This is a genomic window from Streptomyces sp. NPDC048441, from assembly GCF_043200235.1.
GTDB lineage: Bacteria > Actinomycetota > Actinomycetes > Streptomycetales > Streptomycetaceae > Streptomyces.
Map to the genome: position 1 here is coordinate 77,973 of NZ_JBICXM010000022.1, position 12,882 is coordinate 90,854.

General features: G+C 69.5%; 13 protein-coding genes. 6 read left to right on the forward strand and 7 right to left on the reverse strand.

The annotated features are described in order from the left end of the window. Position 1: 1 nt before the first annotated feature. Positions 2 to 1,003, reverse strand: a complete 1,002-nt coding sequence (locus tag ACGFSB_RS36245) for an ABC transporter permease (RefSeq protein ID WP_393408501.1) — start codon at positions 1,001 to 1,003, stop codon at positions 2 to 4. 222 nt (positions 1,004 to 1,225) lie between these two features. Continuing rightward, on the reverse strand, positions 1,226 to 1,930 hold the full coding sequence (locus ACGFSB_RS36250; protein WP_393408503.1) for a TVP38/TMEM64 family protein: 705 nt from the start codon (positions 1,928 to 1,930) through the stop codon (positions 1,226 to 1,228). Between the two features lie 49 nt (positions 1,931 to 1,979). Between ACGFSB_RS36250 and ACGFSB_RS36255 the strand changes: the two genes are divergently transcribed. The 3 genes from ACGFSB_RS36255 (at position 1,980) to ACGFSB_RS36265 (ending at position 5,104) form a co-directional block, all read left to right on the forward strand. Further along, positions 1,980 to 2,693: a DNA alkylation repair protein gene (locus tag ACGFSB_RS36255; protein ID WP_393408506.1), complete on the forward strand. Its 714-nt coding sequence runs from the start codon at positions 1,980 to 1,982 to the stop codon at positions 2,691 to 2,693. A 311-nt stretch (positions 2,694 to 3,004) separates the two neighbouring features. Continuing rightward, a complete protein-coding gene (gene tuf, locus ACGFSB_RS36260; protein ID WP_393408508.1) occupies positions 3,005 to 4,180 on the forward strand; it encodes an elongation factor Tu in 1,176 nt (391 codons plus the stop codon). 132 nt (positions 4,181 to 4,312) lie between these two features. Then, on the forward strand, positions 4,313 to 5,104 hold the full coding sequence (locus ACGFSB_RS36265; protein ID WP_393408605.1) for a spermidine synthase: 792 nt from the start codon (positions 4,313 to 4,315) through the stop codon (positions 5,102 to 5,104). Here ACGFSB_RS36265 and ACGFSB_RS36270 read toward each other — a convergent pair. The 4 genes from ACGFSB_RS36270 to ACGFSB_RS36285 form a co-directional block, all read right to left on the reverse strand. Further along, complete coding sequence (locus ACGFSB_RS36270; RefSeq protein ID WP_393408511.1) at positions 5,066 to 6,367, reverse strand: MFS transporter; 1,302 nt, start codon at positions 6,365 to 6,367, stop codon at positions 5,066 to 5,068. The genes ACGFSB_RS36265 and ACGFSB_RS36270 overlap by 39 nt on opposite strands. Then, positions 6,364 to 7,410 carry a hypothetical protein gene (locus ACGFSB_RS36275; protein WP_393408513.1) on the reverse strand — a complete coding sequence of 349 codons (1,047 nt, stop codon included), beginning with the start codon at positions 7,408 to 7,410 and terminating at the stop codon, positions 6,364 to 6,366. The genes ACGFSB_RS36270 and ACGFSB_RS36275 overlap by 4 nt, the downstream gene beginning before the upstream one ends. A gap of 99 nt (positions 7,411 to 7,509) precedes the next feature. Further along, positions 7,510 to 8,514, reverse strand: coding sequence for a hypothetical protein (locus ACGFSB_RS36280; protein ID WP_393408515.1), 1,005 nt, complete (start codon positions 8,512 to 8,514; stop codon positions 7,510 to 7,512). A 28-nt stretch (positions 8,515 to 8,542) separates the two neighbouring features. Next, complete coding sequence (locus ACGFSB_RS36285; RefSeq protein WP_393408518.1) at positions 8,543 to 8,938, reverse strand: hypothetical protein; 396 nt, start codon at positions 8,936 to 8,938, stop codon at positions 8,543 to 8,545. A gap of 204 nt (positions 8,939 to 9,142) precedes the next feature. On the opposite strand from ACGFSB_RS36285, the gene ACGFSB_RS36290 reads away from it, so the two are divergent. From ACGFSB_RS36290 to ACGFSB_RS36300, 3 genes are all read left to right on the forward strand, one after another. Continuing rightward, positions 9,143 to 9,595 carry a DUF4442 domain-containing protein gene (locus ACGFSB_RS36290; protein ID WP_393408520.1) on the forward strand — a complete coding sequence of 151 codons (453 nt, stop codon included), beginning with the start codon at positions 9,143 to 9,145 and terminating at the stop codon, positions 9,593 to 9,595. Positions 9,596 to 9,925: 330 nt separating this feature from the next. Beyond that, positions 9,926 to 11,512, forward strand: coding sequence for a carboxylesterase/lipase family protein (locus ACGFSB_RS36295; RefSeq protein ID WP_393408522.1), 1,587 nt, complete (start codon positions 9,926 to 9,928; stop codon positions 11,510 to 11,512). Positions 11,513 to 11,595: 83 nt separating this feature from the next. Beyond that, positions 11,596 to 12,255: a DedA family protein gene (locus ACGFSB_RS36300; protein ID WP_393408525.1), complete on the forward strand. Its 660-nt coding sequence runs from the start codon at positions 11,596 to 11,598 to the stop codon at positions 12,253 to 12,255. Positions 12,256 to 12,261: 6 nt separating this feature from the next. Here the strand turns inward: ACGFSB_RS36300 and ACGFSB_RS36305 are convergent, their stop codons facing one another. Continuing rightward, positions 12,262 to 12,792 (reverse strand): gamma carbonic anhydrase family protein, encoded by a 531-nt coding sequence (locus ACGFSB_RS36305; RefSeq protein WP_393408527.1) that lies wholly within the window; start codon positions 12,790 to 12,792, stop codon positions 12,262 to 12,264. Between the last annotated feature and the right edge of the window lie 90 nt (positions 12,793 to 12,882).

Below are 12,882 nucleotides of genomic sequence, written 5' to 3' on the forward strand. Positions count from 1 at the left end.
CTCAGGCCTCCCGGATCGTCGAGCGTGGATCGAGCACCGCGAGCAACACGTCGACGAGCAGATTCACCGTCAGTACGCCGATTCCGTAGACGAGGACGATGCCCTGCACCACCGGGTAGTCCTTCTGCTGGATCGACTGGACGATCGTCGACCCGAGGCCCGGCCACGCGAAGACGTTCTCGACCAGGACCGTCCCGGCCACCAGGCCGGTCAGCACCAGGCCGCCCATGGTCAGCGTCGCGGTGAGCGCGTTGGGCAGCGCGTGCCGTGCGTAGATCCGCCGGGCCGGCAGCCGCTTGGCGCGGGCCGTGCGGACGAAGTCGTCGCCCAGGACGGCCAGCATCTCGACCCGCACGATGCGTGCGAGGACGGCAGCGGGACCGACGGAGAGCGCGAGAACGGGAAGCACATACGAGTCGAAGCCCCCGCGCCCGGCCACGGGGAACCACCCCAGGTGCACCGAGAAGACGTAGACGAGCCCGACCGCGAGCAGGAACTCGGGGATCGCGGCCAGCAGCACGCTGGTCGAGGTGAACGCGAGCTCCCCGCCCCTGCGCCGCCCCGCCCGGGTCAGCACGGCCATCACCACGCCCACCGGAACCGCCACCAGCATGGCTACGGCGAATGCGGCGAGGGCCAGTTGTGCCGTCGCGGGCAGCCGGTCGCCGATCTGCTGCGACACCGGCAGGTTGCTCAGCATGGACGTCCCGAAGTCGCCGCCGCACACAGACCGCAGGTAGTGCCAGTACTGCGTCAGGAGTCCGTCGTCGAGGCCGAGCGCCTGGCGTCGCGCGTTCACCGCCTCCACCGGCGCCGTCATGCCGAGCGCGGACCGCACCGGATCGCCGGGTATCAGATGGATCATCACGAAGGCGGCGGACACCACCACCCACAACGACACGACGAACCGCCCGAGCCGCCGTACGAAGAACGAGAGCCAGGGGCTTCCCAGAACTCCCGTCGGCACACCCGGTGGTGCGGGCCTGGCAACCACTGTGGACACCGGCAACGACCTCCGTCGGACTCCGTGAGGGAACCCGGTGAGTGTCGCGCCCGGCAGGGAGCGGGCGATTCGTCCCGGCGCACAAGAAGAACGGAGCCGCTCGTACCGCAGGACAAGTACTTCGTCTGCGAGTACTTCGTCTGCAAGTACTTCGTCTGCGAGTACTTCGTCTGCGAGCGCGTCGTGGCTGGGCGCGCGGGTCCCCGCGCCCCTTGCGGGGCTCTACCGCCCCCGCAAGTGGTGACGCTTGCGCCAGGCCACTATCGCGCCTGCCAAGCCCGTCACCGCGATGAAGCCCATCGCGATCAGGAAGGCGGGGGAGGTCGGTGTCGACGCGCGGGCGCCCGCGACGACGTACGCGGCGGTGTTCGGGATCGACCCCAGGCCCGTGGCGAGCAGGAACGGCAGCCAGCCCATGCGGGAGACCGCCGCGCAGTAGTTGGCGGCCGCGAAAGGCACCCCGGGAAACAGCCGCACCGCCAGCATCGACCGGAACCCGTGCTTGCTGAACTGCCCGTCGACCGCCTTCAGCCAGCGCCCTCGAAGCAGCGGGCGCAGCGCGTCCTGCCCCAGCATCCGGCCGAGCCCGAAGGCGATCCCGGCGCCGAGGACCGTGCCCGCGAGCGCCGCGAAGGTCCCCGCCTGCGATCCGAAGAGGGCGCCCGCCGCCAGATTGAGCAGCGGGCGCGGCACGAACGCGGCGGTGCACAGGCCGTACGCGGCGGCGAACACCGTCACCGCGGCGACGCCGCCGAGCCGGCGGAGCCCTCCGTCGGAAAGGAGCTGCTGCGGCTCGAAGAGCAACACGCACGTCCCGGCGGCCGCGAGCAGCATGACCAGCAGAGACAGCCGGGACCACGGCGAGAGCAGCGCCCTGGTGCAGCGCGCGGCGATGCCCTGCGGGCGGGCTGCGGCGGTGTCGAGCATCCGGGGAGACTAACCGACATATGTGTGTGATCGCCGTATGGTGCGTCTCATGAGCGTCACAGTCCCGGGTGTCACGATCCCGCACAGCGACGTTGCCGACACCGTCATGGAGCGGCTCACCGCGACGTACCCCGAGGCGGCCGATCCGGTGCGGGCCGCGCAGGCACAGGCGTACATGAAGAACATCGCCCCCTTCCTCGGCCTGCCCACGCCGCTGCGCCGCGATCTGTCCCGCACCGTCCTCGCCGGGACCCCGCGCCCCGACGAGGCGGACTGTGCGGCGATCGCCCTGCGCTGCTGGGAACTGCCCGAGCGCGAGTACGCGTACTTCGCCGTCGACTATCTGCGCCGCCATGTGAAGCGCTGCTCATCCGGCTTCCTGCCGGTCGCCCGCCACCTCGTCACGACGGTCTCCTGGTGGGACACGGTCGATGCGCTCGCCTCGCACGTTGTCGGCGGCCTGGTCGCCGCCGACCCGAAGCTGACGGCCGAGATGGACGCCTGGATCGGTGACCAGGACCTGTGGGTGGCCCGCACCGCCCTTCTCCACCAGCTCCGGTACAAGGAAGCCACCGACACCGAGCGCCTCTTCGCCTACTGCCTGCGCCAGTCGGGACACCCCGACTTCTTCATCCGCAAGGCCATCGGGTGGTGTCTGCGCGAGTACGCCAAGACCGATCCCGACGCCGTACGCGACTTCGTCGAGCGGGAGCGCGGGCACCTGGCGCCGCTCTCGGCGCGCGAGGCACTGAAGAACCTCTGACCGCACCGAACGCACGTGGCGCATGGCGAAAACCATTCGACGTACCCCCGCCCGTCGGCAATGATCTGCGACATGTTCCGGTATGCCTTCCACGCAGACAGGTCCGCGGTTGCGGACGCTGCGAAGGCTGCCGTCATCCCCTTCCTCCGCGCCGCACTTCTTGTCGACGGCGCCCGACGCTGACCCTCCCCGGACACTCCGGCGGACCCCATAGGGGGAGGGTCGGTTCGGCCCCGGGGTCCCCGTCCCGAGCGCGTACGCGATGACGTACGCCCAGGACTTCAGCTTCGAGTTCCCGAGAAGGAACAGCCATGTCCAAGACGGCATACGTCCGCACCAAGCCGCACCTCAACATCGGCACGATGGGCCACGTCGACCACGGCAAGACCACTCTGACCGCCGCCATCACCAAGGTCCTCAGCGAGCGCGGCACCGGCACATTCGTGCCCTTCGACCGCATCGACCGCGCCCCCGAGGAGGCGCAGCGCGGCATCACCATCAACATCGCGCACGTCGAGTACGAGACCGACACCCGGCACTACGCCCACGTGGACATGCCGGGCCACGCCGACTACGTCAAGAACATGGTCACCGGCGCCGCGCAGCTGGACGGGGCGATCCTCGTCGTCTCCGCGCTCGACGGGATCATGCCGCAGACCGCCGAGCACGTCCTGCTCGCCCGGCAGGTCGGCGTCGACCACATCGTCGTCGCGCTCAACAAGGCCGACGCCGGTGATGAGGAGCTCACCGACCTCGTCGAGCTCGAGGTGCGCGAGCTGCTCTCCGCGCACGGGTACGGGGGCGACGCCGTACCCGTCGTACGGGTCTCGGGGCTGCGGGCGCTTGAGGGCGACCCACGGTGGGCCGCCGCCATCGAGGCGCTGCTCGACGCGGTGGACACCTATGTGCCCATGCCCGAGCGGTACGTCGACGCGCCCTTTCTCCTTCCGGTGGAGAACGTGCTCACCATCACCGGGCGCGGGACCGTCGTCACCGGGGCCGTCGAGCGCGGCCAGGTGCGGGTCGGCGACCGGGTGGAGGTGCTCGGCGCGCAGCCGGACACGGAGACCGTCGTCACCGGGCTCGAGACCTTCGGCAAGCCCATGGAGTCCGCGCAGGCGGGCGACAACGTGGCGCTGCTCCTGCGCGGAGTGCCGCGCGACGCCGTACGACGCGGGCATATCGTCGCGGAGCCGGGGAGCGTAAGTCCCAGGCGCCGCTTCACCGCGCAGGTGTACGTCCTCTCGGCCAAGGAGGGCGGACGGTCGACGCCGATCACGACCGGCTACCGGCCGCAGTTCTACCTCCGCACCGCGGACGTCGTCGGCGACGTCGACCTCGGCGACACCGCCGTCGCCAGGCCCGGCGACACCGTCACCATGATGGTCGAGCTCGGCCGCGACATGCCCCTGGAGACGGGCCTCGGCTTCGCGATCCGCGAGGGCGGGCGCACCGTCGGAGCGGGCACGGTGACCGCGGTCGGCTGACCGCCGATGCCCGCCTTCCCCGGGGGATCCGCCCCCGGGGAAGGCGGGCACAATGGAGCGGTGACCGATGACGAACGTACGGACGAGGCCATACCCGTCATCAAGGACGTGGATCACGGCACCGCCAAGCTGATGCCGGACGTGGACAGGCCGCGCGCCTGGCTGCTCACGGTCGACGGTGCGCCTCAGTCGTACGTCGATCTGGACGCGCCCACACATCTGGAGTTCGAGTACGCGCAGCGCCTCGCCCACGTCATCGACACCGCCGGAGAGCCGGTCCGCCCCCTCGACGTGACCCACCTCGGCGGCGGCGCGCTCACTCTGCCCCGCTATGTCGCCACGACGCGGCCAGGCTCACGGCAGGACGTGGTGGAGGCCGACCGGGGGCTGCTCGAACTCGTCACCGAGCGGCTGCCGTTGCCCGCGGACTGCGGGGTCACCGTGCACGGCGCGGACGCCCGCCAGTGGCTGGAAGCGGCGGCGCCCGACAGCGCCGATGTGCTCGTCGCCGATGTGTTCGGCGGTTCGCGAGTGCCCGCCCATCTGACGTCCCTTGGCTACGCGCACGCCGCTGACCGGGTCCTACGGGCGGGTGGCGTCTACGCGGCGAACCTCGCCGACGGCGCGCCGTTCGGCTTCCTCCGCTCCCAGCTCGCCACCTTCGCCGAGGTCTTCGAAGAGCTCGCGCTGATCGCGGAACCGGCCGTGCTGCGCGGCCGTCGCTTCGGCAACGCGGTGCTCGTCGCCTCCCACGAGGCCATCGACATCGAGGCGCTCGCCCGGCGTGCGGCGGCCGATGTCTTTCCGGCACGCGTGGAGTACGGGGACTCGCTGCGGCGGTTCATCGGCGACGCGAAGCCCGTGCGGGACGAGGACGCGGTCGCCTCACCCGAGCCGCCCGACGGGGCCTTCCACATCGGCTGAGTGATCCGCCGCCGGGGCGGACGCCTTCGTGACCTTGACCTCCGTCGACGACGTGCGCCGCGTCAGGTTGCGTACGTCAGGGACGAAAAGCACGAGCGCCGTCACGACGACCACGAGCACCGCGCAGCCCCACAGCGAAGCCGAACGCCCGAAAGCGATCTCCGCGGGGCCTGCCAGCGCCGTGGCGAGCGGGACCATCGCGATCGAGCCGAACCAGTCGTACGCGGCGACCCGCGAGAGCTTCTCCTCCGGGATCTCCTGATGCATCGCCGTCATCCAGGAGACGCCGAACACCTCGATCGCGACGCCGCTCACGAACATCACCGCCGCGAGACCTGCCACCGGCAACGGCACCGCGAGCGCCGCCGAAGGCGCGGCGAGCGGGAAGACACAGAGGGTGCCCGCGAGCAGCAGGCGCCGCGGCTTCCACCGCATCATCAGGAAGGCGCCGCCGACCGTGCCCGCGCCGAACGCGCCGAGCGCAAGCCCCCAGGGGCCCGCGCCGCCGAGCTCGTCCCGGGCGACCAGCGGCCCGAACACGGCCTCGGCCGCGCCGATCACGGCGACCACCACGGAGAACTGCGCGACGATCGCCCACAGCCACGGCCTGCTGATGAACTCCCGCCAGCCCTCCCGCAGATCGGAGAGCAGCCCGCCGCCGGGTGCACGCGCCGGAATGTGACTCACGTCGAGGAACGACCGCAGGGCTCCGGCCACCGCGAACGCCGCCGCGTCCACGGCCAGCACCCAGCCCGGCCCGATCGCGGCGACCAGCAGACCGCCGAGCGCCGCCCCGCCGAGCCCCGCGCCCTGCATCGCCATGCGGTAGAGCGCGAAGGCGCGGCTCGCCTGTTCGCCGCTGACGGTCGACATCAACATGCCCTCGGCGGCCGGACCGAAGAACGCCTGGCCGGTACCGCCGAGCGCGGTGAGCAGCATCATCGACCACAGCGGGGGCGTGCCGGAGATGATGAGCACCGCGAAGACCGCCTGCGAGAGGCAGTTGAGCGTGTTGGCCGCGACCATCACATGGTGCCGCGGCAGCCGGTCGGCGACGGCGCCGCCGATGAGCAGGAACAGCACGAGCGGCAGGGTGCGCGCCGCCGCCACCAGACCGACGTCCCCGCCGTCACCACCCGAATCGAGAACGGCGAACGCCGCCGCGATCAAGGCGCCGTGGCTGCCCAGATTGGTCACGATCGCGGCGGCGGTCAGCAGGGTGTAGTTGCGCTTCACCCAGGACGAGCGGTGGGGCTCGGTCACTCAGATTCCGGCGTGTCGTCGCTCAGACGCACCGTGCTGAGGATCTTCTTGACCTGCGACTCAGAAACTTCGTCCTTCACGCCCTTGGCGCCGTAGAGGGTCCAGGCCACGTACTCGCCCTTGCCGTTCTTGAAGGCGAACGTCGTGGCCTTGCCCTCGGAGTCACACTTGGCGGAGGTGGCAGCGCCGGACGTCGTCGACGTCGCGAGGCTCCCCTTGATACCGGCATCGGTGGTGTAGGGCTCCACCTTGCTGATCTTGATCTTCTTCTTGTCCGCCTTGGTCTGCTCCGTGTAGCCGCCGTAGACCCACCAGGCGGAGTCGTTGCGTGCGACGCCCGCCGTGTCCTTGGCGCCGTTCTGCCCCTTCGTGCCGACCGCGGCGAGCGAGGTGTCGTCAGGCTCCCCGTCCTTGTCGTCGTCGGACGTGCACCACTTCTCTTTGAGGATCGCGGGCGCGGACATGATGATGATGGACTTCGCGCCCTCTTCCTTGCGGTCGTCGAAGCCGATCAGCGTGTCTGCGCTCGAGACCTCCCAGTCGGCGGGCACATCGAAGGCCGTGCCCCACTTGGGGTTCACCACGACTTTCCAGCCGGGGATCGTCGGCTTCGGGCCGCCGCCCGTGCCGCGCTCGGTTCCGCCGTCGTCCGTCGGACTGGGGCTCGGCTTCTTGGACGTGGACTTCGAGGGAGACTTCTCCGGCTTCGAATCCGCCTCGTCGTCCTTGTCACCACCGAGGACGAGGAAGCCCGTGACGCCCGCGGCCACCACGACGGCGAGCGCCGCGACAATCGCGGTGATCTTCGTCTTGTTTCCGCCCCCGCCCTGCCCGCCGCCCGGCTGGGGCGGCATCGGCGGCGGCGTGGGCGCGGCCCACTGAGCCTGCTCCGGCTGCGAGAAGGCACCCGAGTGCGGCTGCTGCTGCTGGTATCCCGGCTGCTGATACGGGTTCGGCTGCTGGTACCCCGGCTGCTGGTACGGATTCGGATTCTGGTCCTGCGGGTTCTGCTCGCCCCCGGGCGGCTGCTGTCCTGGCCACATGGGCAGTAACCATAGAGGGGCTTGTGGCCTGATGTCATCGCTGCCCCCGGCGAGGGGGCGACACATCAGGGCACAAGCCCCATCGGTGTACGAAGTGACTCAGGAGTTCGTCGAATCCCCTTGCAGGCGCACCGTGCTGAGAATCTTCATGATGGTCGCGTTCGGGATCTCGTCCTTGACGTCCTTGGCGCTGTAGAGGCTCCAGGCGACGTACTCGCCCTCGGAGTTCTTGAAGCCGAAGGTGATCGCCTTGCCGTCCGAGTCGCATTTGTAGCGTGTGGGCGCGTTCTTCGACCGGGCCCACGCGACACTGCCCTTGATGCCTGACTTGGTGGTGTACGGCTTGGCCTTCTCGTCGACGGAGAGGCTCTTCTTGTCCGGCTGGGTGTAAGCACCGAAGACCCACCAACCGACCTGGTTCACGGCGACCTCGTCGGTGTTCTTCGCGCCGTTCGCACCCTTGGTGCCCACAGCTGAGAGCGCCTTGTCCTCGCTCTGGCCGTCCTTGTCGTCGTCGGAAGTGCACCACTTCGACTTGTAGTAAGCCGGCGCGGACATGGTGATGAGCGGCTCACCCGTCTTGACGTCCTCGAATGCGACCGCGGAGTCCGCGGACCTGACATCCCAGCCGGGCGGTACGTCGAAAACGGTGCCTCGCTTGGGGTTCACTACGACCTGCCAGCCCTTGACGGTCGGCTTGGGGCCGTTGTCGGTGCCGCGCTCGCTGCCGCCTCCGTTCGCCGGGGAGTTCACCGGGCCGGGCTTCTCGGCGGAGGACTTCTGGGGGGCGGCGGAGTCCTTCTCGGAGTCCTTCTCGCCCCCCAGGACGACGAATCCGGTGACGCCGGCAGCCACCACGACCGCGGCGGCTGCCACCAGGGCGATCACCTTGGTTCTGGTCCCACCGCCCCCGCCTTGCGGCTGAGGTGCTCCCGATACGGTCGGGGGAGTGTTCCACTGCCCTGGCTGCTGGTGCGTGTTGGGCTGCTGGTACCCCGGCTGCCGGTACGGGTTGGGTGCTTGGTACCCCGGCTGCTGGTACGGGTTGGAATTCTGGTCCTGCGGGTTCTGCTCGCCCCCGGGCGGCTGCTGTCCTGGCCACATGGGGGGCAACGATAGGGCATCTACTGTTTTAGACTCTGCGCAGGTGGCCGGTGTAGACGAACTTTCCCTTGATTACCGGAACGTCCACATCTATCACGCAGCTCTTGTAGCAGGCCCAGTAATTTCCCGATGAATTCTTGCAGCGCCATTTGCTTTTGACGGCCGTCCCCTTGGAAAGGTGGCCGGTGACCCTGCTGCCCGATGACGGTCCGTAGTGGACGGCCGTCCTCTTTTTCGTCTTGTAGGCCCGAGAGTACTTCTCGCAGTGGTTGATACCTGCGGCGTTGGACGCGGAAGTATCCGGTGTCGAATGCGCTGAGGCGGGGGTCACGAAGGAGAGGCTGGCCGCGACGAGCGCTGCGGCAATTGCCCAGGATGAAGATTTATTATTCAAGATGAGTCCTTCTTTGAGGGGGTTATCCATTCGTGGGGAATCCCCCAATCCGATCAATTGAGCGTGCTACTTGCGATAAGTTAATCGGCTTGACCGAGTGCTGTCAATCAGGATCCAGGTGGGCGAACTGGGTTAAATGGCCAAGGCTTGTGATGCCCGTTTTCCACCCCGAGGGGTCGGTGGTCGTGGCGGGGTAGTGGCCAAAGAACGCTACTCGTGGGTAACATCACGGTCATGAGCGCTGACCAGATGTCGATAGGCGAGATGCTCGCCGCCACCGTGCCGATGGCCCGGACCCTGAACCTCGAGTTCCGTGAGACCACGCCCGAGAAGGCCGTGGTCGCCCTGCCCGACCAGGGTGACTTCCACAACCACGTCGGCGGACCGCACGCCGGAGCCATGTTCACCCTGGGAGAGTCGGCGAGCGGTGCGATCGTGCTCGCCGCGTTCGGGGAGCAGCTCTCGCGGGCCGTGCCTCTCGCCGTCCGCGCCGACATCTCGTACAAGAAGCTCGCCATGGGCCCGGTGACCGCCACCGCCACCCTCGGCCGCCCCGCCGCCGATGTCATCGCCGAGCTCGACGCCGGGCAGCGGCCCGAGTTCCCGGTGGCGATCGCGATCCAGCGCGAGGACGGCGCCGTGACCGGCGAGATGACTGTCGTGTGGACCCTGCGGCCCAATAACTGAGTCGCACAGGGGCGTTCGGTTCCGTACGTTCATTGAACACAGCGGCGTCACGCCGGCCGGGTCACGGGGGTGCCGACCGGTGGGACGCCGTTCTTTCGTGCTCCCTCGGTGCTCCCTTCTCGCTTCCTTGTGACTTCTTTCCCGCCGTTTCCCCTGGCCTTCTGTTCAACTCATTGACACGAGTCAGCGACGGTCATAGTTTTCCCGCCGCCAGTGGGTCGACGTTTCCAGGGGAGTCGCCGCATGAGCCACATGAGTCGTATGAGTCATACGAGCCTTATGAGTCGCAGGAGAAGATCGGGGCGAAGCACGTCCGTCGCCGTCGTCGTCATGGCCGCCGCCGCGGCCCTGCTCACCCCGCACCTCGCGCAGGCCGATCCCGGCACGGGCACGGGCACGGGCAAGGGCACGCTCGTGCGTACGGACGCGGGCTGGGTGCGCGGTGAACCCACCGCCGAGGGGCGGCAGTTCCTCGGCATCCCGTACGCACAGCAGCCCGTCGGCGACCTCCGCTGGAAGGAACCACGGCGCGCCGAGTCCTGGCAGGGCGTGCGCGGCGCGACCTCCTTCGGTAACCGGTGTGTACAGACGGCGAGTGGGGATCCCGGATACGAGAACCCCAGCCACACCGAGGACTGCCTCGATCTCAACGTCTACGCGCCCGAGGGGCAGCGCGAGCAGCGTCCCGTCCTCGTCTGGCTGCACGGCGGCGGGCTCACCGCGGGTGCGGGGGAGGACGTCGTGCCCGACGCCTTCGCCCGGCGCACCGGCACCGTCGTCGTGACCGTCAACTACCGCCTCGGAGCCATGGGGTTCCTGGCCGGGGAAGGCCTCGACGGTGAGGCGTCCGACCACGTGTCGGGCAACTACGGGATGCTCGACCAGCAGGCCGCCCTGCGCTGGGTGCGTGCCAACATAGGCTCTTTCGGCGGCGACCGGCAGCGCGTCACCGTCGCGGGCGAGTCCGCGGGCGGCCGCTCCGTCTGCACCCAGCTCGCCTCGCCCACCGCGAAGGGCCTCTACCGCGCGGGCGTCGTCGAGAGCGGCGCGTACGGGGACTGTGCGGCCCGCGAGCAGAAGGACGCCCGAGCGCAGGGCGCTGCCTTCGCGAAGAAGGCGGGCTGCCCGGACGCGGCGACCGCTCTCGCGTGTCTGCGGAAGAAGCCCGCCAGGGAGATCCTCGCGGCGCAAGGCGGGTTCGACTGGGCTCCGGTGACGGGCGGCGACTTCCTGCCGGTCCAGCCGGAGGAGGCGTACGAGAAGGGGAGCGCCTCGCGCGTGCCCGTCCTGAACGGCGCGAACAGCGACGAAGGGCGGCTCTTCGCCTACGGGCAGTTCGACGGACAGGGCAAGCCGCTCACCGAGGAGCAGTACCCGGGCGCGATCCGACAGGCGTACGGCGCGGACCTCGGCGCCAAGGTCCTGAAGCGCTATCCCGTGTCCGAACACGCCTCGCCGACCCACGCCTACGCGGCCACTTTCGGCGACGAGACGTTCGCCTGCCCGGCGCTGCGGATGAACAAGGCGCTCAAGGGCCGCGGGCCCGTCTACGCCTATGAGTTCGCCGACCGCACATCGCCGCCCTTCGCGTCGATCCGCGAGGCGGGCAAGACGTTCGACTTCGGCGCGACCCATGTCAACGAAGTGCAGTACCTCTTCAAGCACTTCGGGCTCCCGACGCCGCTCGACGCCGAACAGCGGGTCCTGGCGCGGCAGATGGTCCAGTACTGGGGATCCTTCATCCACGGCGGTCCGCCGCGCGCCGACGGCCAGCCCACCGCGCCCGACCAGCGGACGCGGCCCGGCCAGGTGCTTTCGCTGCGCACCGCGTCCGCGGGCGGGAACGAGCTGAGCGCCACGGTGGCCGCCGAGCACCGCTGTGACCTCTGGGACTCCGCCCCGGCCGACGCCGGGTGAGCGGGTAGGCTGCCCGGCGTGCGCGCACCGGGGGGGAGCGCGCACGCCGGGTACAGGCACACCAGCAACAGGAGGAACCGGCGTTGCACGTCCAGGAATGGCTGGAGACCGTACCGGCCGTCAGTATCTACGCGCTGGTGGGCGTGGTCATCGCCCTCGAGAGCCTGGGCATTCCGCTGCCGGGTGAGATCGTCCTCGTCTCCGCCGCGCTGCTCTCCTCGCAGCACGGCGAGCTCAACCCGGTCGTCCTCGGCGTCTGTGCCACGGCGGGCGCCATCATCGGCGACTCCATCGGCTACGCGATCGGACGCAAGGGCGGTCGGCCGCTCCTGGCCTGGCTGGAACGGAAGTTCCCCAAGCACTTCGGCGCATCGAACGTCGGCAGTGCCGAGCTGTCCTTCCAGAAGTGGGGCATGTGGGCGGTCTTCTTCGGCCGCTTCGTCGCCCTGCTCCGGATCTTCGCGGGACCGCTGGCGGGCGTCCTTCGTATGCCCTACTGGAAGTTCCTCATCGCCAACGTCCTCGGCGGCATCATCTGGGCGGGCGGCACCACCGCTGTCATCTACTACATCGGTGTCGTGGCCGAGGACTGGCTCAAGCGGTTCTCGTACTTCGGTCTGGCCATCGCCGTCCTGATCGGCGTCGGCTCCATGCTGTTCGTCAAGCGCCGCGCCAAGAAGGCGGCGGCGGCGCGCGAAGCCGACAGCGGTGCGCAGCCGCTGTCAGCCCCGGCCGCCGACTGACGTACGTCACTGCGCGTGGGCGTCCCGATGAGCCTTGGCGAGCTCGACGTACATGGTGCCGTTGAGCGTGACGCCCGCGCGCTCCTCGTCGGTGAGCGGGCGCCGCACCTTCGCGGGCACGCCCGCGACGAGTGAGCCGGGCGGCACGATCATCCCCTGCGGGACGAGCGCCTGCGCCGCCACCAGTGAACCGGCGCCGATCACCGCGCCGTTGAGCACCGTCGCGCCCATCCCGATCAGGCAGTCGTCCTCGACGGTGCAGCCGTGCAGGACGGCGTTGTGGCCGACCGAGACCCGCTCGCCGATGGTCATCGGGAAGCCCAGGTCGACGTGGAGGCTGCAGTTGTCCTGGATGTTGCTGTCGGCGCCGACGACGATCGGCCCGCCGTCGGCGCGGAGCACCGCCCCGTACCAGGCGCTCGCACCGGCGTGCAGCGTCACCTCGCCGATGATGACCGATGTGGGCGCGGTGAAGGCGTCCTGATCGATCTGCGGGTCCTTGCCGCCGAACCCGGTGATGAGTGCCTGGTGGCTCATCGGATGTCTCCATTCGTACGTGTCTCGCGCCTGGCGGAACCGTACGGGACGGGGGCGGGCGCGCCGCCCTGTGGGGTGAAGATCACAGGG

What these genes read in the sequence shown, in the direction of transcription:
- ACGFSB_RS36250 (WP_393408503.1), bottom strand. Translation starts at nt 1,930, where the DNA reads ATGCTCGACACCGCCGCAGCCCGCCCGCAGGGCATCGCCGCGCGCTGC.
- ACGFSB_RS36255 (WP_393408506.1), top strand. Translation starts at nt 1,980, where the DNA reads ATGAGCGTCACAGTCCCGGGTGTCACGATCCCGCACAGCGACGTTGCC.
- tuf (WP_393408508.1), top strand. Translation starts at nt 3,005, where the DNA reads ATGTCCAAGACGGCATACGTCCGCACCAAGCCGCACCTCAACATCGGC.
- ACGFSB_RS36265 (WP_393408605.1), top strand. Translation starts at nt 4,313, where the DNA reads ATGCCGGACGTGGACAGGCCGCGCGCCTGGCTGCTCACGGTCGACGGT.
- ACGFSB_RS36275 (WP_393408513.1), bottom strand. Translation starts at nt 7,410, where the DNA reads ATGTGGCCAGGACAGCAGCCGCCCGGGGGCGAGCAGAACCCGCAGGAC.
- ACGFSB_RS36280 (WP_393408515.1), bottom strand. Translation starts at nt 8,514, where the DNA reads ATGTGGCCAGGACAGCAGCCGCCCGGGGGCGAGCAGAACCCGCAGGAC.
- ACGFSB_RS36285 (WP_393408518.1), bottom strand. Translation starts at nt 8,938, where the DNA reads ATGGATAACCCCCTCAAAGAAGGACTCATCTTGAATAATAAATCTTCA.
- ACGFSB_RS36290 (WP_393408520.1), top strand. Translation starts at nt 9,143, where the DNA reads ATGAGCGCTGACCAGATGTCGATAGGCGAGATGCTCGCCGCCACCGTG.
- ACGFSB_RS36295 (WP_393408522.1), top strand. Translation starts at nt 9,926, where the DNA reads ATGGCCGCCGCCGCGGCCCTGCTCACCCCGCACCTCGCGCAGGCCGAT.
- ACGFSB_RS36305 (WP_393408527.1), bottom strand. Translation starts at nt 12,792, where the DNA reads ATGAGCCACCAGGCACTCATCACCGGGTTCGGCGGCAAGGACCCGCAG.